At 44.6% G+C, this 22,775-nt stretch carries 14 protein-coding genes; 11 read left to right on the top strand and 3 right to left on the bottom strand.

The window, feature by feature from the left end:
* Positions 1-178: 178 nt before the first annotated feature.
* The 8 genes from DEO27_RS31415 (at position 179) to DEO27_RS13040 (ending at position 11,756) form a co-directional block, all read left to right on the top strand.
* A complete protein-coding gene (locus DEO27_RS31415; RefSeq protein ID WP_190295404.1) occupies positions 179-355 on the top strand; it encodes a hypothetical protein in 177 nt (58 codons plus the stop codon).
* Complete coding sequence (locus tag DEO27_RS13070; protein ID WP_112574243.1) at positions 352-3,441, top strand: SusC/RagA family TonB-linked outer membrane protein; 3,090 nt, start codon at positions 352-354, stop codon at positions 3,439-3,441. Before DEO27_RS31415 ends, DEO27_RS13070 begins: the two co-directional genes overlap by 4 nt.
* Before the next feature lie 24 nt (positions 3,442-3,465).
* Positions 3,466-5,022: a RagB/SusD family nutrient uptake outer membrane protein gene (locus tag DEO27_RS13065; protein WP_112574242.1), complete on the top strand. Its 1,557-nt coding sequence runs from the start codon at positions 3,466-3,468 to the stop codon at positions 5,020-5,022.
* 183 nt (positions 5,023-5,205) lie between these two features.
* Complete coding sequence (locus DEO27_RS13060) at positions 5,206-5,682, top strand: hypothetical protein (RefSeq protein WP_112574241.1); 477 nt, start codon at positions 5,206-5,208, stop codon at positions 5,680-5,682.
* 11 nt (positions 5,683-5,693) lie between these two features.
* Positions 5,694-7,529 carry an arylsulfatase gene (locus tag DEO27_RS13055; RefSeq protein WP_112574240.1) on the top strand — a complete coding sequence of 612 codons (1,836 nt, stop codon included), beginning with the start codon at positions 5,694-5,696 and terminating at the stop codon, positions 7,527-7,529.
* Positions 7,530-7,549: 20 nt separating this feature from the next.
* Positions 7,550-9,430 (top strand): arylsulfatase, encoded by a 1,881-nt coding sequence (locus DEO27_RS13050; RefSeq protein WP_190295403.1) that lies wholly within the window; start codon positions 7,550-7,552, stop codon positions 9,428-9,430.
* A 2-nt stretch (positions 9,431-9,432) separates the two neighbouring features.
* Complete coding sequence (locus tag DEO27_RS13045) at positions 9,433-10,164, top strand: thioredoxin domain-containing protein (protein WP_112574239.1); 732 nt, start codon at positions 9,433-9,435, stop codon at positions 10,162-10,164.
* An 8-nt stretch (positions 10,165-10,172) separates the two neighbouring features.
* The gene (locus tag DEO27_RS13040) at positions 10,173-11,756 is read left to right on the top strand and encodes an arylsulfatase (RefSeq protein WP_112574238.1); all 1,584 of its coding nucleotides are present in this window, start codon (positions 10,173-10,175) and stop codon (positions 11,754-11,756) included.
* Between the two features lie 97 nt (positions 11,757-11,853).
* Here DEO27_RS13040 and DEO27_RS13035 read toward each other — a convergent pair whose 3' ends face one another.
* The 3 genes from DEO27_RS13035 to DEO27_RS13025 all read right to left on the bottom strand — a co-directional run bounded on the left by DEO27_RS13035 (position 11,854) and on the right by DEO27_RS13025 (position 16,027).
* Entirely contained in the window at positions 11,854-13,707 is a 1,854-nt protein-coding gene (locus DEO27_RS13035; RefSeq protein ID WP_112574237.1) for a DNA topoisomerase 3, read from the bottom strand.
* A gap of 127 nt (positions 13,708-13,834) precedes the next feature.
* On the bottom strand, positions 13,835-14,920 hold the full coding sequence (locus DEO27_RS13030; protein ID WP_112574236.1) for a phosphotransferase enzyme family protein: 1,086 nt from the start codon (positions 14,918-14,920) through the stop codon (positions 13,835-13,837).
* Positions 14,921-14,995: 75 nt separating this feature from the next.
* Entirely contained in the window at positions 14,996-16,027 is a 1,032-nt protein-coding gene (locus tag DEO27_RS13025; RefSeq protein WP_112574235.1) for a LacI family DNA-binding transcriptional regulator, read from the bottom strand.
* A gap of 430 nt (positions 16,028-16,457) precedes the next feature.
* On the opposite strand from DEO27_RS13025, the gene DEO27_RS13020 reads away from it, so the two are divergent.
* From DEO27_RS13020 to DEO27_RS13010, 3 genes are all read left to right on the top strand, one after another.
* Positions 16,458-17,768 carry a DUF3472 domain-containing protein gene (locus tag DEO27_RS13020; RefSeq protein ID WP_146750086.1) on the top strand — a complete coding sequence of 437 codons (1,311 nt, stop codon included), beginning with the start codon at positions 16,458-16,460 and terminating at the stop codon, positions 17,766-17,768.
* Between the two features lie 24 nt (positions 17,769-17,792).
* The gene (locus DEO27_RS13015; RefSeq protein ID WP_112574233.1) at positions 17,793-19,142 is read left to right on the top strand and encodes a Gfo/Idh/MocA family protein; all 1,350 of its coding nucleotides are present in this window, start codon (positions 17,793-17,795) and stop codon (positions 19,140-19,142) included.
* Positions 19,143-19,646: 504 nt separating this feature from the next.
* Positions 19,647-22,757, top strand: coding sequence for a SusC/RagA family TonB-linked outer membrane protein (locus DEO27_RS13010; protein ID WP_112574232.1), 3,111 nt, complete (start codon positions 19,647-19,649; stop codon positions 22,755-22,757).
* The last annotated feature ends 18 nt before the right edge of the window (positions 22,758-22,775 follow it).

The raw sequence follows: 22,775 nt of genomic DNA, 5'->3' as shown, positions 1-22,775 counted from the left end.
AAGTAATTGATCTGCCTGCCAAAATGGGCATAATAAAGAAAGGACTATGAAATAATAAGAACAGGTACATAAACAAATAAGGGAAAAGCGATGCTTTTCCCCGGTCATTAAAACAACGAAACAGGGATCGATTGGCGTTGAGCCTGTTTCAATGGTGTCATTTTAACTATTCAAATCTATGCAAAATATTGCAAACGAGGCGAGGGGCTATGTTTTGCCCTTTACCTTGCCGGCAGCATCGTTTACGCTGCAAATAATTGAGGATGCTTTTCATCCGCAGCAATTATATATGCCGTTTAACGCGGTTGCTGATCAGTCGTCCGGTTTTTCATCTTTTAAAAACCTGTCGACATGAAAAAACTTTTATTAATCCCATTCCTGTTGCTTATCGGGTTTCCACTGTTGACCATCGCGCAGCAAACCCAGCCTACCATCAACTCACATTTGGTTGGTCGTGTAATAGATAGCGCAACCCGCGAGCCATTGCCTGGCGCTGTGGTTAAAATTCAAGGCACTACACACGTAGTTTCAACGGATATTGAAGGTAAATTCAGTTTTGTTACCGGTCAGAAGTTTCCGTATAAGCTCATTATCACCTTCACCGGTTACGAAAAAAAGGAATTTATTGCCGATGGCAGTCCGGTTGAAATTAAACTGAAAGATGCCCAGACACAGCTGAACCAGGTTGTTGTAGTAGGCTACGGTACGCAGAAACGTAAAGATATTACCGGGTCGGTGGCGTCTGTACCCGCGCTTGCATTAAAGCAGCCGGTTCCCTCGCTTGACAGGGCCTTGCAGGGCTCTGTTTCGGGTATCCAGGTTACTCAGGCTACCGGGCAACCCGGTGCAGGCGTAACTGTACAGGTGCGCGGTGTAAACTCAATTAACGCTGTTGCCGAGCCATTGTATGTGATAGATGGTTTCCCGACTTCAAACAGCAATTCGCTTACGGATGCGGGTGTAACCAACGGGCCTAAGATCAATCCGCTGGCATCTATCAATACTTCGGACATTGAAAGTATCGAAGTGCTAAAAGATGCATCGGCTACGGCAATTTATGGTACGCGTGGTGCAAACGGCGTAATCATCATTACTACTAAAAAAGGCAAAGCAGGTGTTTCATCTATCAATTATGATGGCAGCTACGGTAAACAGGAAGTGATCAAAACCTTATCATTGCTTAACACCCCGCAGTGGGAAGCCTTACGTAATGATGCTTTGGTGAACAGTGGTAAAACGGCCCAAACCGAAGCACAGCTTAATCCTTACAATGCCAATACCGACTGGCAGGATGCCGCCTTCCGCAAGGGAACTTCGCAAAATCATAGCCTTTCTATATTTTCAGGCACAGAGCGTACCCGACTGGCGTTTTCCGGTAACTATTTTAAACAGGACGGTATTCTGCAAAATACCAATTTTGAGCGCTATGCCGGTCGTGTAAATGTGGAGCATGATTATAACGATAAGTTTAAGATCTCCTCATTTATTACAGGTAGCCGCACTACCGCACAAATAGCGCCTCAAGGTGTGGTACCCGCCATCTTATTGATGACACCGACCACCCCGGTTTATAATAGTGATGGCTCGTTCTTTGTGAAAAATATATTTGAGGGTACGTATGGCAACCCTATTAATACGCTGTATAATCAAACCAACACAACTACCACAAGCCGTATTTTGGGTAACATTGCAGGTGATTACAAGATCACCGAAAACCTTACCGCAAGGGTATTGGCCGGTATCGATATCATCGACAATAAACAAAACCGCTACCTGCCTTCTACAGTGTATGAAGGTTCGGGCTACTCAGGCCTTGGCGAAGTAGGCACCCTTAACTCCTTTAACTGGCTTAATGAAAACACGCTTACCTACAATAAAAAGTTTGGCAAGCACTCATTGAATGTACTGGCGGGTTTTACCCAGCAGCAGTTTAAAGCCGAAGGTTCTATTAATGGCTCATCGGGTTTTGTGAGCGATTATGATACTTTTAATAACCTGGGTTCGGGGAGTGTTACTTCTATATCAGGCAGTGGTTTTGCCATAGCGCCGTCTACGTCATCCAATATATGGGCGCTAAAATCATATTTAGGCAGGATAAACTATGGCTTTAACAGCAAATACTTGTTAACCTTAACCCTGCGTGCCGATGGTTCATCAAAATTTGCTCCCGGTCATCAATGGGCTTCATTCCCTTCTGCCGCTGTGGCCTGGAACGCCTCGAGCGAAGACTTCCTGAAAAACGTAACCGCTATAAGCCAGTTGAAATTACGCCTAAGCGCCGGACAAACCGGTAACAGCGATATCCCGGCTTACCAGTCTTATTCGCAATTGGGCTATTATCGCTACAATTTTGGAAACTCAACAGTTGCCGGTTTTGCGCCAAACAGTCTTTATAACCCTAACCTAACCTGGGAAAAGACAAGTCAGTATGATTTTGGTTTTGATTTGGGCTTGTTTAAAGACAGGATTAGTATTACGGCAGATATCTATTATAAGAAAACTACCAACCTGCTGCTTTACTTGCCGCTACCTGCTACAAGCGGTTTAACTATCATTACCAATACCGCCATCACCAACCCACAGCAGTATGAAAACGTAGGGTCGGTGCAAAACAAAGGCTTTGAGATTGGTATTAACTCACACAACCTTACGGGCGGTTTTGTTTGGAATACCAACCTGGTTTTTGCTGTAAACCGTAACAAAGTATTAAGCCTTGGCGGTAACGGCGTTAACCAGTTCATTCCCGATTCGTCACTACCATCTATTATTAAAGTTGGCGAGCCTATAGGTTCATTCATCGGTTATAAAACCAATGGGCTTATACAGGCTGGCGGCCCGGTACTTACCCCGGCAGCTAATACACAGCCCGGAGGCCAGAACTACCAGGATATCAATGGCGACGGTAAAATTACACAGGCGGCAGATAGGGTGATCCTTGGTAATTCGCAGCCTAAATTTACCGGCGGTATCACCAACACGTTCTCATACAAAGGCGTTGATCTGAGCGTATTCCTGCAAGGTTCTTATGGCAATAAGATCTATAACCAGCAAAGAGCTGTACTGGAGTTGGGCACAGGTTATACCAATGCTACCACTACTTTGCTTAACCGTTGGACACCAACCAACACCAATACCGATGTGCACAGCGCATACCAGGATCCGGCACCTACCATATCCGACAGGTTTGTCGAAAACGGTTCGTACCTGCGCCTCAAAAGCCTGAGCTTAGGTTACACTTTCCCGCAATCTGTTCTGTCACGGTCGCCAATTAAAAAGGTTAGGGTTTATGTAAACGCGCAAAACCTTGCTACCTGGACTAAATACACCGGCTACGATCCGGAGGTGAGCAGTAACGAGCAATCGGCCATTACATCGGGAGTTGATAACGGAGCATATCCTAATAACAAATCATTTATTGTGGGTATAGGCGTAACCCTGTAGCCGATAACCTTTGATTTTTTTAACATGAAAACGAAAAATATTAAATACCTGGTTTTGTTGATTGCTTTTGGTGCCGCCTCGTGTGCCAAACTCAATGAAGATCCACGGTCATTCATTCCGGCGAGCCAGTTTTACAAAACCCAGGCCGACGCAGTATCTGCTGTTACGGCGGCTTATTCCCTGCTCAATGCAGGTGCTAATTCAGTACAAACTCCATATAATACACTTTTTAACACCGGTATGAATTTTATGGCTGATGATGAAGGCCCCGGCCCCGGCGCTACCAACGCCGACGTACGCTCACAGGCGGTATTAGGGCATTCGGCAACCGGTTTGCGCATTTTGCAGATCTGGCAGCAACATTACGCGGCCATAAAAAAAGCCAATATCGCCATTGACACCATTCCTGATATTAAGTTTGATGCTACCTTAAATAAGCGCTTGGTCGCCGAAGCCAAGTTTTTAAGGGCGCTTTACTACTTTAACCTGGTGCGTTTGTATGGCGATGTACCGCTTGTGCTTCACGATCAAACGTCTATCAACCTGTCTGATCTGCAAGTGCCAAGAACAGCCGCGGCAACAGTTTACACGCAGATAGAAACCGATTTAACCAGTGCTGCAACTGATTTGCCTAATAACTATACCGGTGCAGATGTCGGCAGGGCTACAGCCGGAGCGGCATATTCCTTACTGGCTAAAGTTTACCTTACTGAGCGTAAGTGGGATAAAGCTGTGGCGCAAGCCGAGGCGGTGATCAACGGCCCCTATGGGTACGATCTGTTTGCTAACTATGCTGATGTATTTTTGCCTGCATCTGAAAATGGTAAAGAACATATTTTTTCGGCGCAGTTTAAATCAAATTCGCAGGGGCAGGGTAACAACCAGGCGCCACGATCAATACTGAACGGCATCCCCGGTATGGTGGGCAGTTATGCCGATCAGGTGGTGTTTTATTCGGTGCCTGATGCTACCAAGCCAAACGGTGTAGATAAGTTTTTCAGTATTTATAAGCTGTACCCGGCCAATGACAAGCGCAAGCGGGTAAGCTTTGTAACCCGTTTTCAAAGCCCTACAACCAACCTGTGGTATGGCAAGTTGAACGATGCTACCATTGCTAATGATTCAATCCCATTTTTTAATAAATACTATGATCCAAGTGTCGCCGCTAACGAAGCCGAATCAGGAGCAAATGTGCCTATCATCCGTTTCTCGGAAGTATTGCTGATCCATGCCGAAGCAGAGAATGAACTGAACGGTCCAACAGCTAAAGCCTATACTTCTGTTAACAGGGTAAGGAGGCGCGCGGGGCTTGCTGATCTTGCAGGTCTTGACCAGTCATCATTCCGTGACGCGGTTTACCTGGAGCGCAGGCTGGAGTTTGTATTTGAGTACCAACGCTGGTTTGACCTGATCCGCGAGCGGGATGCTTCCGGTAACGGTATCCTGGAGACCAGTCTACTTAAAGTGGGTAAAACCAATGTGAGCAAAGGGGCTAAGGGTAAGTTTTACCTGTTCCCGATACCACAACAGGAAATTGATAACAGTAACGGCAAGCTAACCCAAAATCCGGGCTGGCAATAAACAAGTAATAGAAATAGCTTTTAAAAAGAATGCGGGCAAGGACCTGTGCGATTCCCCTCTTGAGAGGGGGGAGGGGTGTGTTATTCTACAAGCGGCTTATCGCTCGTAAAACACACCCCTCCCAACGCAAGGTCTTCGCACCCCCTCTCAAGAGGGGAGCAAAAAATTTAAAACCGATAAATTATGAAAAAGATAGCAATGTTCCTGCTCATCCTGGTCGCCCTAACCAGTAAGATATCGGCTCAAACTGCCGCCACAGAAAACGGTTCGCATGGTATCGATCCACGGGTGAGTGCGGCGGTACTGCAGGTGCTTGACGAATACATGGCCACTTTTAACGCCAAAGATCTGAAAGGATGGGAAGATACTTACCAGTTTCCGCATTACAGGCTGGCCGGCGGTAAGATGTCGGTGTTGGAAAAGGCCGGTCTGCGCGACTCGGCCAAAGTATTCGGCGAATTGCAAAAGGCAGGCTGGGATCACAGCCAGTGGGACCACCGCAATATTGTACAGGCATCGGCAGATAAGGTGCACGTTGATACCCGCTTTTCGCGCTTCCGGGCAGATGGCAGCCTGATAGGGAATTATGAATCATTATACATTTTAACCAAAGAAAATGGCCGCTGGGGCGTGAAATTCCGCTCCAGTTACGCCGAATAAATTATTTACCAATGAAAGCAAAGAAAATAACATTAGTCCTGTCGCTTGGCTTGTTTGCAACATTTACAGCCAAAGCACAAAACGGACAGGCACCGGCATTTGGTGGCACGGTGGGTAAAACGCTTGATGAGTCGAAGGAGTGGTGGCCCGAGCCTCATAAAGCACCCGCCGGTGCACCAAACGTATTATGGATCATTTTAGATGACGTAGGCTTTGGCGCTACAAGCACCTTCGGCGGCATCATCAAAACTCCTAATTTTGATACGCTGGCCAATAACGGCCTGCGTTACACCAATTTCCACACGGCGGGTATTTGTGCGCCAACGCGTTCGGCCTTATTAACCGGGCGTAACCATCATTACGTTCACGAAGGTGGGTTTTCGCACGTGAGCATGTCGGCCGGTTTCCCGGGATATGACGGGCGCATTCCATCTGATAAGGGAACCATAGCTGAGATCTTACGTGAGAATGGTTATAACACCTTTGCCGTGGGTAAATATGGCCTTACGCCAGATGAGGATGCTACCGATGCTGGCCCGTTTGACCGCTGGCCAACGGGTAAGGGCTTTGATCATTTCTTTGGGTTTTTAGGATCGGCAACCGATCAGTATAAACCCGACCTGGTGGAGGACAACGCCCATGTAACACCGGATGGCCGCCACCTTACCGACCAGATTACCGATAAAGCTATCTTTTACCTTACGCGCCAGCATAAAGTAGCGCCTGATAAACCGTTCTTTTTATACTACGCGCCGGGTGCTACCCACTCACCTCACCAGGTAGCTACTGAATGGAGCGATTTATATAAAGGCCAGTTTGACAGCGGCTGGGACGATTTCAGGGAAAAGGTTATCGCAAGACAAAAAAAGCTGGGTATTATTCCGGCATATGCCAAATTGCCTGAACGTAACACACGCATCCCCGCCTGGAAATCGCTGCCCGATGCCGAGAAAAAACTGTATGCCCGTTTCATGGAAGTTTATGCAGGATATTTAACCTATACGGATCATGAAGTTGGCAGGCTTATCAATCACCTGAAACAAAGCGGTCAGCTGGATAATACGCTGGTATTTGTGATTATTGGAGATAACGGGGCCAGTAAAGAAGGGACGGTTCATGGTGTTATCAACCCTAAAAAGAATTCGCCTAAATTGGTTGCAGAAGATGCTTACCTGAAAACCAATATTGAGGATATCACCGATATCGGCACGCCGCAGGCAAGCACCAACTATCCGCTTGGATGGGCGCAAGCTGCTAATACACCATTTAAATACTGGAAACAGGACGCCAACTCTGAAGGTGGTACGCGTAACCCACTAATTGTTTATTATCCAAAAGGCATCAAAGATAAGGGAACTATCCGTACCCAGTACGGCCATGTGATTGATGTATTGCCTACTACACTTGAGTACACCGGTATCAAACTGCCCGAATATATCAGGGGCATTAAGCAGGATACACTGCAGGGCACTTCATTAGTATATTCATTTGACCATCCCGAGGCAAAATCAAAGCATGTTTTGCAGCACTATTACATTTTTGGTTCGAGGTCGATTTATAGTGATGGCTGGAAGGCAGAAGCCGCGCATCACCCGGATAATGTAGAATTGGGCGACTTCAAAGTGGGACAAAACGTGCCTGATAAAAGCTTTGATGAGGATACCTGGGAATTATATAACCTGAACGAGGATTTTAACGAGCGCATTGATCTCGCTAAAAAATATCCTGAAAAATTAAAGGAGCTTAAAGCTGTTTTTGACGCGCAGGCTCAAAAGAATAATCTATATCCATTTATCGACTGGTATGATGTGTATCACCAGCGTATCCACAAAAACTATAAAAAGTAACCAATTAACCATTTACAATCATGAAATCCGTTTATCAACGTATTGTCGCCTTATCGGCAATAGCCGTAGCAATGAGCGCGCCCGCTTTTGCGCAATTGCCGCAGGTAAAGGTAACCCCAGCTAATATAGCGCCTATAGACCCTGCAAATTACAAAGGCGTGGAAGGTAAAACCCTTGCCGAATCAAAGGAGTGGTGGAATAAACCGCTTAAAGCGCCGAAAGGCGCGCCTAACATTGTCTGGATTTTGCTGGACGACGTAGGTTTTGGTGCATCAGGAACTTTTGGTGGCTTGATCAGCACGCCTAATTTTGATACGCTGGCCAATAATGGCTTGCGCTATGTCAACTTCCATACAGCAGGTATTTGCGCGCCAACCCGCTCATCATTACTTACCGGGCGCAATCACCATTATGTGCACATGGGTAATTTTGCCCATGCGTCAACTGCTGCTGGTTTTCCGGGCTATGATGGCCGCATTCCGCCAGATAAAGGTACCATTGCCGAGGCTTTACGCGCAAATGGCTACAGTACTTATGCGGTTGGTAAATGGGGGGTAACGCCTGATGAGGATACTACCGCTGTAGGTCCGTTTGACCGCTGGCCAACCGGTAAGGGTTTCGACCATCATTTCGGATTCCTGGAGTCGGCTACGGATCAATACAACCCGCCGCATTTGGTAGAGGATAATTTTCATATCAAACCTGATGGCCGCAACCTGAACGAGCAGATCACCGATAAGGCTATTGCCTATATTGATGCAGCACATAAAGCAGCACCAGATCAGCCATTCTTTTTATACTATGCACCCGGAGCTACCCACGCGCCACACCAGGTTAGCCATGAGTGGAGCGACCTGTACAAAGGCAAATTTGACGAGGGCTGGGACGTTTACCGCCAAAAGGTTTTTGAAAACCAGAAAAAGGCCGGCTACATTCCCGCTTACGCTAAATTACCGGAACGTAATGAGCGTATCCAGGCCTGGAATAGTTTGCCTGCCGATCAGAAGAAATTGTATGCCCGGTTCATGGAAGTTTATGCAGGTTATTTGACCTACATTGACCACCAGGTAGGCCGTGTGATCAGTTACCTGAAAGCTTCCGGTCAGTTTGATAATACTTTGGTTTTTGTGATGATAGGGGATAATGGGGCCAGTAAGGAAGGAACGGTTCATGGTGTTATCGATCCAAAAAACTCGGCAGCAACAACACTTGAGGCAGATTACATAAAAAAGAACGAAAGCGATTACGAAACCATCGGCACACCCGAAGCTTCAACCAATTATCCTTTAGGTTGGGCACAGGCAGCCAATACGCCGTTTAAATATTGGAAATCAGACGCTGACGCTGAAGGTGGTACCCATAACCCGCTCATTGTTTATTATCCAAAACTCATTACCGAAAAAGGAGGTATTCGTACCCAGTACAGTCACGTATCTGATGTGTTCCCAACCACTATTGAGGCGGCGGGTTTAAAATTACCGGAGTATGTTAAAGGAATTAAGCAGGATACTTTACAGGGCAAATCATTCTTTAGCTCGTTCAACAACGCTCAGGCTAAAACATTGCACACCCAGCAATACTATTACATTTTTACTTCGAGGTCTATTTACAAAGATGGCTGGAAAGCTGAAGCAGCGCACCGCCCGGATAATGTTGACTTGCTGAACTTCCCGAAAGAGAAAACCATCCCTGAACGCGATTACGATAAGGATGTTTGGAAGCTTTACAACCTTAACGAGGATTTTAACGAGCGTGTAGACCTCGCCAAAAAATATCCTGAGAAGCTGAAAGAGCTTAAAGACCTGTTTGATGCCGAAGCTAAAAAGAACCATATCTATCCCTTTATTGACAGGGACGATATCAACAATAAAAGGATCCATAAACTTGAAAATAACAACTAATTATGAAAAGCTTAAAAATTGCATTGCTTGCCTTACTGGTGGTTTTTATTGGCGAGGTAAAAGCGCAGTCGCCGGTTTTATTATCGCTTGAAGCCTTTGCGGCTAAATTGAAACAAGCAAAAGAGCCGCAGATCCTGGATGCGCGTTCGGCAGAAGAGTTTGCGCAGAACCATATTAAAGGTGCCGTAAATGTTGATGCCAAAGCTGCAGATTATCAGCAAAAACTGGATGGCTTGAGCAAGGAAAAGCCAACTTTTGTTTACTCGATAGCAAATGGCCGCAGCACAGTACTTTCACGCGAGTTGCGGGCTAAAGGCTTCAAGGATGTTGAGGAATTGCCGGGTGGTTTGGCCAACTGGATAGGTTCGGGGTATCCTATCATTTCAACAACAAAAAAAGGTGTGTCGCTGTCAAAAGCCCAGTTTAATGAACTGGCGGCATCATCATCTTTAGTATTGGTTGATTTTGGGTCGAGGTATTGCGGGGCCTGCAAAAAACTGGTACCGGTACTTGATTCGCTAAAGGCCAATACCGCTTTTACGCCCAAAGTAATAAGTATTGAGGTTTATGACAATACCAACTTAGCCAAAGAGCTAAAAGTGAATGTACTGCCAACGCTGGTATTGTATAAAAACGGCAAGGAAGTTTGGAAAAAGCAGGGCTTTTCATCAACCACACAAATTGAAGCAGTTGCCGAACAAGCCAAAACCGGTTTGGCGGCAAGCGGCAAATAAACATAGCCATGCTTAAAAAAATCAGCTACTTACTTATCGCTATATTTTACATGGGGCCTGCATTTGCGCAGGCCCCTAAACAAAAGCCCAATATCGTCATCATTCTGGCCGACGATATGGGCTTTTCTGATATTGGCTGTTTCGGCTCAGAGATCAGCACACCTAATATTGACAGACTTGCCCGCGAAGGCCTGAAGATGACGCAGTTTTATAATGCTGGCAGGTGCTGCCCCTCGCGGGCGGCGTTGTTAACCGGTTTGTATCCGCACCAGGCCGGTGTTGGCGACATGGTGAAATATAAAGGCTCGCCAGCTTACCAGGGCTATTTAAATGATCATAGCGCCACCATTGCCGAGTTGCTGAAAGATGAAGCCGGTTATAATACCATAGTATCCGGCAAATGGCATGTGGGGCTGCAGCAATCTGCCTTAGCCTACAACCGCGGGTTTGATAAATCATTTACCATGCTGAATAACGGCAGCAGTTATTTTAATTCGGCGCCGTTGTATAATGATGGCAGCAAGATCACCTTTATGCTGAATGACAGGGAGATCACCCGAAGTGATACCTCGAAATACCTGACGCAGGCTATTACTGATTTCGCGATTAAATCATTAGATGAGATCAAAGATCAGCAAAAGCCTTTTTTTATGTATGTAGCTTATAATGCCCCGCACTGGCCTATACAGGCGCTGCCCGAAGATATAGCGAAGTTTAAAGGCCAATACTTTAAAGGCTGGGATGTGTTACGGAAACAGCGCTATGAAAAACAGCTTGCGGCAGGTATCATCAAAAAACAATGGCAACTATCGGCCAGGGATAAACGCGCGCCGGACTGGGATTCACTATCTCCCGAAGACAAAGATAAATGGGATACCCGTATGGCCATTTACGCTGCCATGGTTTACCGCATGGATGCCTGTATTGGTGAGATCATGAGCAAACTGAAGCAATTGGGAAAAGATAAAAATACCATTGTCCTGTTTGCGTCAGACAATGGCGGCAGCGCCGATGAGGTTAAAAGCTTATCGACCGTAATTCAAAAAAATGGCTCGCCGGGTTCTGTAAATTCAATCGACAGTTATGAGATCCCCTGGGCAAACGTAAGCAATACACCGTTTAAGTTATTCAAACGCAACACGCACGAAGGAGGCATAGCGACACCGCTTATAGCCTGGTATCCCGGGCACATAAAGGCCGGGAGCTCCAATGATAGTCCGGGTCATTTGATTGACCTGATGCCTACCTGCCTTGAACTTGCCGGCATATCGTATCCAACTCAATTCAAAAACCGGCAACTAACATCTTTGGCGGGTATCAGTTTAGTTGATGCCTTTAATAGGAAGCCTTACACAGGCAATGAAACTTTGTTTTGGGAACATGAGGGCAGCAGGGCCATAAGAAAAGGCCACTGGAAATTAGTCGCTGAGATTGGTGAGCCCTGGGAATTATATGATCTGGAAGCCGACCGGTCGGAGATAAACAACCTTGCCGGTAAGTATCCAGATAAAGTTAAAGCGCTGGAAGTGGAATATCTGGGATGGGCGAAAAAAGTTGGCGTTGTTGATTGGAATACTACTAAAGGGTTGTAAAAACCATGTCATTGAGCGAAGCGCGGCAATCGCATGCTATACAGGGCGAACATGCTTCCGTGCGATTGCCGCGCTTCGCTCGCAATAACATTTTTTATTAAGCCTTAACCCCGGTTGTTTGCGCAGCCGGGATTTTTAATGATTTACCTTGCGCCAGTAGTTCAGAAGTAATGGCGCGGGTATAGGTTTTAATCTCATTCTGAAAATCAGTAACTGAAGCTCCTGAACGGATCTCCTCGAGGCGCTTTTCCCAATTTCCTGTAAGTTCGGCCTGGGCTATTTGTTGATTTTTTACTACTTCGTAAACAGCGATGCCTGTAGTTGTGGGCACCAGGTTTTTCTTTTCCCTGATGATATAATTGCGCTTAATCAGCGTTTCGATGATGGAAGCCCTTGTCGCAGGAGTTCCCAAGCCGCTATCCTTCATGGCATAGCGTAGCTCTTCGTCATCAATCTCTTTGCCTGCTGTTTCTAGTGCTTTAAGCAGCGTGGCTTCGTTATATAAGGGCCTGGGTTTGGTTTGTTTTTCAAGTAAAGCTTTGGCTGTTATCGGCAGATTTTCGCCTTGGGTAACTTTAGGTAAGGTAGCGTTCTCTTCGTCTTTTTTATCGTCTTCTTTATCGTTAAATACAGACCTCCATCCGGCAGTATGGATCACCGTTCCGCTGGCATTGAATTTCGCGCCCGATTGTACAACAATCTTGGTCACCTCCTTAATGCAATCCTGGTGAAAAGCTTCGAGCATACGACCGGCTACCATATCATAAACAGCCTGCTGATCAGCAGAAAGTTGATGCGGGTTTTCGCCGGTTGTGAGTACTGCGTGGTGATCCGTTACTTTTTTTGCGTTTACACTTCGTTTGTTAAGTGTAGCGCTGCCTAAAGCGGTAGCTTGTTTGCCAAAAAGCGGATGCTGTTCCAGTTTTTCAATCAGCGCAGGCACACCTGCAAATACATCATCACCTATATAGCGGCTGCCGGTACGGGGATACGTAACCAGCTTGTTTTCATATAAGTTTTGGAGGATGTTAAGCGTTTGATCGGCAGTAAAACCTTTGCGCTTATTGGCTTCCTGTTGCAGGCTGCTCAAATCGTGCAATAAAGGAGGTGGTTCTTTACGTGGTTTGGCTTCTACCTGTAAAATATGGCCACCCTGTGGAAAACCACCGTCAACATCCTGAACCTGGTCGAGTACGGCCTGCGCTTCTTCCTTTGTTTTATAATTTTCGGCCGATATGGCTTTAAATACCTGTCCGTCTTTATCCGGGTGGATACTTACCTGGTAAAATGTTTCGGGAACAAAGTTTTTGTTTTCGAGGTACCGCGAACAGATCATGGCAAGGGTAGGGGTTTGTACCCGGCCCAATGAAAGCACGGCACCACGAATGCCCGACGAAAGGCTCAAGGCTTGCGTGGCATTCATACCCACTAACCAATCTGATTGAGAACGGCAATGGGCCGAATTGAACAGTGTATCATAATCGCTTCCCGGTTTCAGGTTGCGGAAACCCTCTTTGATAGCCTCATCTGTTTGTGATGAGATCCAAAGCCTTTTGAATGGTTTTTTACACTTTAAGTAGTAGTAAATATAACGGAAGATAAGCTCTCCCTCGCGCCCGGCATCCGTCGCCACAATGATTTCGCTGGCTTCATCAAATAGCTTTTGGATGGTATCAAGTTGCTTTTTTACCGATGGGTCATCTACCACGCCATCCTTGGTTTTTACCTTGCGGATAGACAGTTTAAATTTGGGTGGCAGCATGGGCAGGTGCTGAACACTCCATCCGTAATAGCCGTATTCCTGCGGGGCGGCCAGCTGTAACAGGTGACCGAAAGCCCAGGTAAAGGTAAACCCTTTACCTTCGATATAGCCATCCTTTTTGGTAGTTGCCCCAAAAACTTTGGCGATATCCCTGGCTACAGATGGTTTTTCGGCTATAATTACTTTCATAAATCCTGCTCTCAACGCGTTGACCTATACCGGTGCTTGCTGATATGGGCGTCGAAAGTATGAATTTAGCGAGGGTTGTGCAAGGTTTGTTGGTAACATTATATCGGTCGGCATGGTTACCTAAGCGCTAAATGCCATCGGTAGTAGCCAGTAATTCTTTATCAACTCCGGCAATTATTTCTTTAAATTGAGGTTCGGCATTAGTATAACCTTCAAGCAATTTGAACTGGTTTTTAGCCCTGACTAAATTATGCCCTTCGTATTGCGCGCCGTAATAAATATCGTTATTTAAAAAGTCGGTTAAAAAGCGAAGCCCCTGCATATAGATCATCATCTTGCCCGAAAAAATGAAGTACTGTTTCTCGGTTTCGGTAAGGATGGTACCCATTTCGCTCATGTATCCCTTGTATATCGCCCTGAAAAAATCAGTCCTGATGATGATCTGATCAAGGTCTTTTTCTTCTTCATTGGCAGGGGAGAGATAGGTGCGCATCATATCGCCAACATCGCTTAAATAATAACCCGGCATCACGGTGTCAAGATCGACAAGGCAAAGCGCGTTTTGTTTATCGTCAAACAACACATTGTTTATTTTGGTGTCGTGATGTATTACGCGCAGTTTAATTTCACTGTTTGCAGTAAACTGATTATAGGTATGCAATATGTCAATATAAGTACGTGCTTTCTCTATTTCGCCAGCAGCTTGTTTTAGTTTTTCATCAGCTGCTGTTTGTAAACCTTGTTCAAATTGCTTAAACCGCAGTTTCAAGTTATGGAAATCTGTAAGGGTATATTCAAGCTTGTTGATATCAAAATGGTTTAAAAGACGCGTAAACCTGCCAAACTGCACTGCGGCACTGTAGGCTTCTTTTGTATCCTGTAAAAAGTTTACCGTATGCGATCCTTCAATGAACGGAAACAGGCGATAGAATTTGCCGTCGGCAGATTGAATGATAGATTTTCCGGTTTTGCTTTTTAACGGTGCAACAAACAAATAGCCCGGATTAGTTTCGTCAAGGTATTGCTTGATTAGCGCAAGGTTATTATCAATATGATCCGGGTGTTTAAAAACCGAATCGTTGATTTGCTGCAGGATAAATGCCTGGTTAGCATTATTTATTTTATAAGTATGATTTATTAAGCCCGAACCAAAGGGCTTAATATTATATTCAGAAACGTTTAATCCAAAATTTATAAGGATATCATTAAACATATTATAGCTGTTAACTATTCAAACATAGCTAATTGAAAAGCGATAGCCATGCGCAAACGTTTGAGTGTTTTTTATTTAGTCTTGTTTTTTGTTTTCGACCAGCTGCGATTCAATGATCACCTTATAAAAGGCGCTCGGTTCGTTGCCGCCTGTGCCCTGGTGATGCAGCAGGTCCATGAGGATATCAGTTGCCTTTTGTCCCTGTAAATAAGGAAATTGCTCAACCGAAGCTGCTGGAATATTCTCCATATAGTTGATGAGTGGTAAATTGGCGTAGCTTACAAATTCCAGATCTTTATTGACCTTGATATTTAATTTGACCGCATGCTTAATGGCAAAAAGCGCCACGTAATCATTAAAGGTTACAATGGCGGTTGGTTTGCGTTTGCTGGCCAACAGTTCATCCAAAGCTTTTTTGGTGCCTTCTTCGGTCAAATCGCAGGAAACTATAAGCGATGGATCATACTTGAGCCTGTTTTTAGTCATGGCTTTGATGTAGCCCTCTTTACGCTCGCCGGTGGCTACCATGGTTTGTGGCCCGTTGATCATACCAATGGCGCGGTGGCCTTTTTTCAAAAGATAACTGACGGCTTCAATGGTGCCAATCTCCATATTGCAGGCCACATAATGGATGTTGGGAATAGATGGGATCCTGTCGAAATAAACAACCGGGATATTATACTTTTTTAAATTTTCGAAATGCTGGTAGGAGGATGTATTTTTTCCAACCGATACCAATAAACCATCAACCCGGTGATTTTTCATTTTTTCAACCAGTTGCTTTTCTTTTTGCTCGTCATCGTGTGATTGCGCTAGCAATACCGTATAGTTCTTTTTATAAGCGGTATCTTCAATGGCACTTATAGCCGATGAAAAGAATGCTTCCGAAAGTTCTGGTAAAATAACTCCTATAGTTAGAGTTTTGCCTTTTTGCAAAAAGATGGCTGTTTGATTGGGCTCGTAATTGAGTTCGCCGGCCAGTTTTTTAACTTTCGCCCTTGTGGTTAGCCCTATGCTGGGATGGTCATGCAAGGCCCTTGAAACTGTAGACACAGAGATGCCTAATATTTGCGCTATTTCTTTTATAGTAGTTGGCTTTGTTTGCATTAATTATGGGCTAACGTTGTTTTGTATAGTTAAAGTTAAGCGATTATTATCAAATTATAGCTGTTTAGGCCTCGATTGCAAACGTTTGCGTAACCTTTTGCGTTGCCGACCGCTAATTTATAAACCTTGTTCAACTGTTATAGGGGAGATTTGAATATTGGCGTTACCGCGTTAGGATTCATCTGTTTTGATGATAAATGCGTCTGCCTGCAATCAAGGTTTTGAACAAATAAAGGCTCCTGAGGTGATGTTTGTCTTTATTTTTAGGAGATGGCGACACAAGCCATAAATGCCTGCTGTTCAATTAATGCCACTTAAAAGATAACTATGGCCATTTTTCAAACGTTTGCGTTGAAAATTGCGCTGTTTATTTTTTATTAAAGCCATTAATGCAATTACATTTATAAATCCGTACCAGCTTGATAAGCCAATGATTAAGAAAACGACCATATTTTACTTCACACTATTATTTATTACGATCGGTAGCAAGTTTGCCGTAGCGCAAAAGACAGGTATAGACGCAACCAAATTGCGCCATATAATTCCGCTTGGCGGCAATGCCTGGGTAAGCGCGCCCGATACTATCACCGATGAAGGTTTAACAGGTCTGAAAAGCCCTAAATCGACAGCGGATATTTATTTTAGGCTAAGTACCGCGCAGGATATTCAGCTTGCATTGGTAGTACGTGTTCCGCAAGGCAATAGCACATTGCAGTTATCAGCAGGAAAAAAAGCTTTTGTGAAAAAACTAAGCAATGCAGCATTTGATACCGTTAGTTTTGGAAAGCTACATGTTGAACCCGGTTATATAAAGCTAAGCCTTAAAGGTATCAATAAAACAGGAGCCGTTTATGCTGATGTTTCTGATTTGGTGGTTACGCTGCAAAAGGCGGATAATGATATTGCTTATGTTACCAAAGGAAGTTCATTCCATTTTGGCAGGAGGGGGCCTTCGGTGCACTTGCGCTATCCAGTTGCGGCAGACAAGGAGAATAAAGTAAAATGGTTTTATAACGAGATCATAGTGCCAAAAGGACAGGACGTTATAGGTTCATATTTTATGGCCGATGGTTTTGGTGAGGGGTATTTTGGTATGCAGGTAAACTCGGCTACCGAACGCCGGGTGCTGTTTTCGGTATGGAGCCCTTTTAATACCGAAGATCCTAAAAGCATCCCAGATAGCATGCGTATTAAATTGATAAAAAGCGGCAGCACTGTTCATATCGGCGAGTTTGGCAATGAGGGTTCGGGCGGACAAAGCTATATGCCTTTCCCATGGAAAGACGGACAAGCCTATGCATTCTTGTTAAGCGCCGAGCCTGACAATGCAAAGCACACCACTACTTATACAGCTTATTTTAAAGATGTATCAGCCGGTAAATGGTTCTTAATAGCCAGCTTCACCCGGCCGCAAAAGGCTACCTACTTAACGCATTTATATTCGTTTGTAGAAAATTTTGAACCTGAAAACGGCGATAAGGTGCGCAGGGCGTATTTTACCAATCAATGGATAGGTGATAGCGATAACAACTGGCAGGAGCTTACACATGCCATATACACGGGCGATGCTACAGCAAATGCCAATTACCGTAAGGATTACGCCGGAGGAAAAGAAGGCAACAAATTTTTCCTGCAAAACGGCGGTTTCTTTAATAAATATATTCAGCTCAAAACTCCTTATGACCGTGAGCTAACAGGAAAGAAACCTGTAATTGATTTTGAAAAATTACCCAATAAATAAGCCCCAAAAACCTCAATATTATATATGGAAAGAAGACAATTTCTGAAAACCAGCGCTATAGCTGCCGCCGGTTTTAGCATTTTACCATCAGGAAGCCTGTTTGCGTCGGCACCGGCAAAGGTACGTTTAGGTTACATCGGTGTAGGCGCCCGTGGCATGAGCCATATTGCCGAAGGTTTGCTTCGCGATGATGTGGAGATCGTGGCTATTTGCGATACCCAGGAAAGCTCATTGAAAATTTGCCGCGAATACATCGCCAAAAAAGGCCATGCACCTGTAAAAGAATACACCGGCGGACTGGATGCCTACAAAAAACTGCTTGATCATAAGGATATTGATGCGGTAATTATAGCCACACCATGGCAGTTTCACCATCCGCAAGCCATTGACGCGATGAAAGCCGGAAAGTATGTAGGATGCGAAGTAATTGCAGGTCTTACTGTTGAAGACCACTGGGATATTGTTAATACTTCAGAAAAAACAGGGATGCCGTACATGACGCTTGAAAACGTTTGCTATCGTCGTGATGTAATGGCGGCATTGAACATGGCACGCCAGGACTTATTTGGCGAGATCGTTCATTTAGAGGGTGGTTATCAGCACAATTTGAGAGGTGTATTATTCAACGACGGCAAGCACTATTACGGCGGCGGCGTTGAGTTTGGCCCTAAAGCACTGAGCGAAGCACAATGGCGCACCCAGTTTAATATTGATGTAGATGGCGATATCTACCCAACGCATGGCGCTGGTCCGTGTATGCATTATGCTAATATCAATGCAGGTAACCGTTTTACCAACCTTGTGTCCTTTAGTTCAAAAGCGCGTGGTTTATCGGCCTACGTTGAGGAATTATCGCCCGGTCACCCGAATGCCAAGATCCATTATAAAAATGGCGACGTAACCACTACCATGATCAACTGCGCCAATGGTGAAACGGTATTGCTGAGCCATGATACGCACCTGCCACGCCCGTATTCATTAGGTTTCAGGGTGCAGGGAACCAAAGGCTTATGGATGGATGTGAACAAAAGCGTATACATCGACCATAAGTCAAAAGAAGATGATTCATGGGATCCGGCAAAAGAATGGTTTGACAAATATGATCACCCACTTTGGAAAAAATATGAAAAGTTTGCCGAAGGAGCAGGTCACGGTGGTATGGATTGGTTTGTATTTAACGCTTTCGTAGAGTCGGTTAAGCAAAAACGCCAAACGCCTATTGATGTTTATGATTCTGTTACCATGAGTGTAATTACTCCTTTATCAACCAAATCATTAAAAGAAGGCAATGCCAGCGTAGCATTCCCTGATTTTACCAAAGGCAAGTGGAAAGAGCGCAAAAATACCTTCGCGCTTGATGACAGCGGCTTTTAATTATCGTTTATATTTTTTTGCATGTACTATGTTTAGCCTGGCCAAAAGCCAGGCTTTACTTTTTTAAGGGAATATCAATGGTGCCGCTACAAAGAGTAATAAAAGTGTAATTGCGGGGTACGAAGCCATCGCACGGAAGCAAAGCGTTTCTGTATAGTATGCCATTGCTTCGTCGTTCCTCCTCGCAATGGCATGGGAGCTTTCAACCAGCTCATAATCAAATTCTTCAGGCCTGATCCCGAAATACGCAGAATCGTTGAAGTTTACACCCTGGTCGACCCGTTTATAATTGCAAAAGCCTTCAAAAACTGAGTTCTATCGCCACAAAATACTTTGATTCAAACGTTTGCGTAAGCGTGATTTTGCTCAAAACAAACGTTTGCGCTGTGTTTGGAGGGGTGTTTTTTTGCTTTCAAAATCCTGTATTTCTAATTTCCAATATTCAAAAACAAAGCTAAATCACAACAGGAAACTAACAATTAATTAATACTAACACCACCACGTATGATTAAAATTTACTCAAACCCCGACAAGGGCTTCAGCAAACACATTTATTTAAGGAGGCAGATCAGCGGCCTTTTTAAAGTAATGTGCTGTTGCCTGCTATTATTATTGCCCATACTTGCGAGTGCGCAAACAACTATCAGCGGTAGCGTAAAAGATAAAGATGGCCCTATCATTGGAGCCACTGTAACCCAAAAAGGGTTTAAAAACACAACCTCTACCGATGTGAACGGTAAGTTTAAACTTATATTAAAGGGGAACTCAACGGTATTAGTTGTTTCTTATGTAGGGTTCAAAACCCAGGAAGTATCCATCGGTAACTCAACGGATGTCACCATCACCTTACAGGAAGATCTTAACAAACTGAACGAAGTGGTTGTGGTTGGTTATGGTACCGTTAAAAAAGGCGACCTTACCGGTTCAATCAGTTCTATAAAAAGTGATAACCTGACCCTTGGCGGTACTACATCTAATATAGGCCAGGCCATTCAGGGTAAAGCTGCCGGTGTACAGGTACAACAAGCCAGCTTTGCACCCGGTTCCGGTATCAATATTACCGTGAGGGGTGGTAACTCCATCAACACTTCAACAGCTCCGTTATATGTTGTAGATGGTTTTATAAGTGAGGCAGGCAGCCAGGTTAACCCGAACGACATTGAAGACATTCAGGTATTGAAGGATGCATCTGCAACTGCTATTTACGGTTCAAGGGGCGGTAATGGCGTTGTTTTGATCACTACCAAAAAAGGAAAAAACGGTAAAGTGTCATTAGATGCCGATATATCAGGCGGTACCCAATATTTAACTTACAAGCCTAACCTGTTAACAGGTCAGCAGTATACCGATATTCAAAACGCGACCGCTCTTGAAGACGGTAAACCGCAGCCATATCCTTCAAGTTTCCAGGTAGCTAATACCAATTGGTTAAAGCTGGCTACACGCAACGCAACTGTTCAAAATCAAAGTATCAGCCTAAGCGCAGGCGACCAAAATTCAAAGATTTATGTTGCAGGTAACCACATAAAACAAGTAGGTGTATTGCAACGTACAGGCTATGAAAGGTACACCGCAAGGATTGGTGCCGAGAAAACCGTAAATGAAAACCTGAAGATTAGCGCTAATTTTTATGGTGCAAACTCAAACGCAACTTTACAATCATACTCGGGCGATATCACCGCGCCATTATTCAGTTTGCTTACAGCACCACCTAACGTAACGCCATATAATGCCGATGGTACTTACAATTACTATGTTACCCAAGGCACAAAAACAAACGCGTTGGCGGGCCTTTTGGAACCAACTAACAACAGCGGCAACAAATTAATTAACGCTAATATTGGTTTGGATTATAAGATCATCAACGGCCTAACTTATCACCTAAATGCAGGTACTGAGTTTAATCAAACCACTACGGGGCAATATCTGCCGACAACAACAATCGCGGGTGCAAAACAGGGTGGTGTGGCCGCAGAGCAGATCTATTCAAACTTCAGATGGATTACTGAAAACTACCTTACCTATAAGTTCAATATTAAAAAAGACCATGATTTTACCGTGTTGTTAGGTACATCAAACCAAAAAGATGTTGCCGAATCATTACTTTCCGGAGCAAAAGGCTTTTCAACTGACGCGTTCCTGTACTATAATTTAAATGCCGGATCATTAAGTAATGGCTACGGAAGCAGCAAGGCAGAAGGTTTCCTTACATCGTACTTTACCAGGTTTAATTATGCTTATAAAGACAAAATCCTGGCGTCGTTCTCATATCGCGACGACCGCTCGTCACAGTTTGGTTCAAACAGACGTTCGGGCTTTTTCCCGGCTGGCGCTGTAGCTTACAAATTAACCGATGAGGATTTTATAAAAAATCTGAATACTTTTTCTAATTTAAAAGCACGTGTCAGCTACGGTGTTACCGGTAATGACCGTATCCCTGCAAGTTTATATCTTGCAACCTTTGGGCCGTACAGTACAGTGCTTAACGGAAGCGGTCAGCTACAAACAGGCATCGAACCTAAAAACCTTGCAAACCCCAATCTTCAATGGGAGGCAACAAGACAATTGGATATTGGTTTAGATATGGGCTTTGCTAATGGCCGTATCAATGCAAGTATTGATTATTACAGCAAAAAAACCACCGACCTGCTTATCCAGGTTCCCATCGGAGCACAATGGGGGGCTACTAATGGAACCCAATACATCAATGGAGGTGCTGTTCAAAACAGAGGTATCGAGCTTTCGCTAAATACAAGTAACCTGCGCAGTAAAGACCTGTCATGGAATACTACTGTTACCTTTGCGTACAACAAGCAAAAGACATTGAATTTAGGCCCTGGTGTTTCGATAATAAGCACTAACACGGCTAACCCAAGCGGTACCGTTTCAGGACAGGAGTTTACACGTGTTGTACCTGGTATTGAGTTAGGCGAGCTTTACGGCTATGTTTACGAAGGTGTTATAAAAACCGGCGAAAAATACGCTCCGCAACCAAACTCAAAAGCAGGCGATCCTAAATATAAAGATGTTAATGGCGATGGTGTAATTACCCCGGCCGACCGCACCTACCTGGGCAACTCCAACCCGCATTATATGGCAGGTTTCGGTAATGATTTCCATTACAAAGGCATCGATCTGGGTATATTTTTCCAGGGAGCATTTGACTATTACCTGTATAACATGAATGCCATGGTACTGGAGTCAACCACAGGTGCCGCTGCATTGAACAGGTTTGTTGCTGGTAAAAATGAAAATACATCTGTTCCGCGTGAGGGTTATTACCTGAGCACTTACGGTAGTTATGTAAACTCTCGTTTTGTTGAAAATGCTTCTTACGTTCGCTTAAAATCGCTTACGCTGGCGTATAACTTCCCCGCCTCATTATTTCAGAATATGAAAATTTTGCAGGGCATCAGGATTTACGCCGAAGCTCAGAACCTGTGGACTATTACAGGGTATAAAGGCACCGACCCTGAAGCAAACGTACATGCCGATGATACCAATGCACACCCAGGCCAGGTAGCGTTAAGGTCGGCTACCACCGGTGGTTTGGACTTTAACTCGTTCCCTGCATTTAAAACTGTAACATTCGGTATTAAAGCATCTATCCATTAATGAAATTATCCATTCAAG

Source organism: Mucilaginibacter rubeus (assembly GCF_003286415.2).
In the GTDB taxonomy this organism is placed as follows: Bacteria; Bacteroidota; Bacteroidia; order Sphingobacteriales; family Sphingobacteriaceae; genus Mucilaginibacter; species Mucilaginibacter rubeus_A.
Note: the sequence above shows the minus strand (reverse complement) of the source record. Positions and strands in the feature narration are given on the sequence as shown.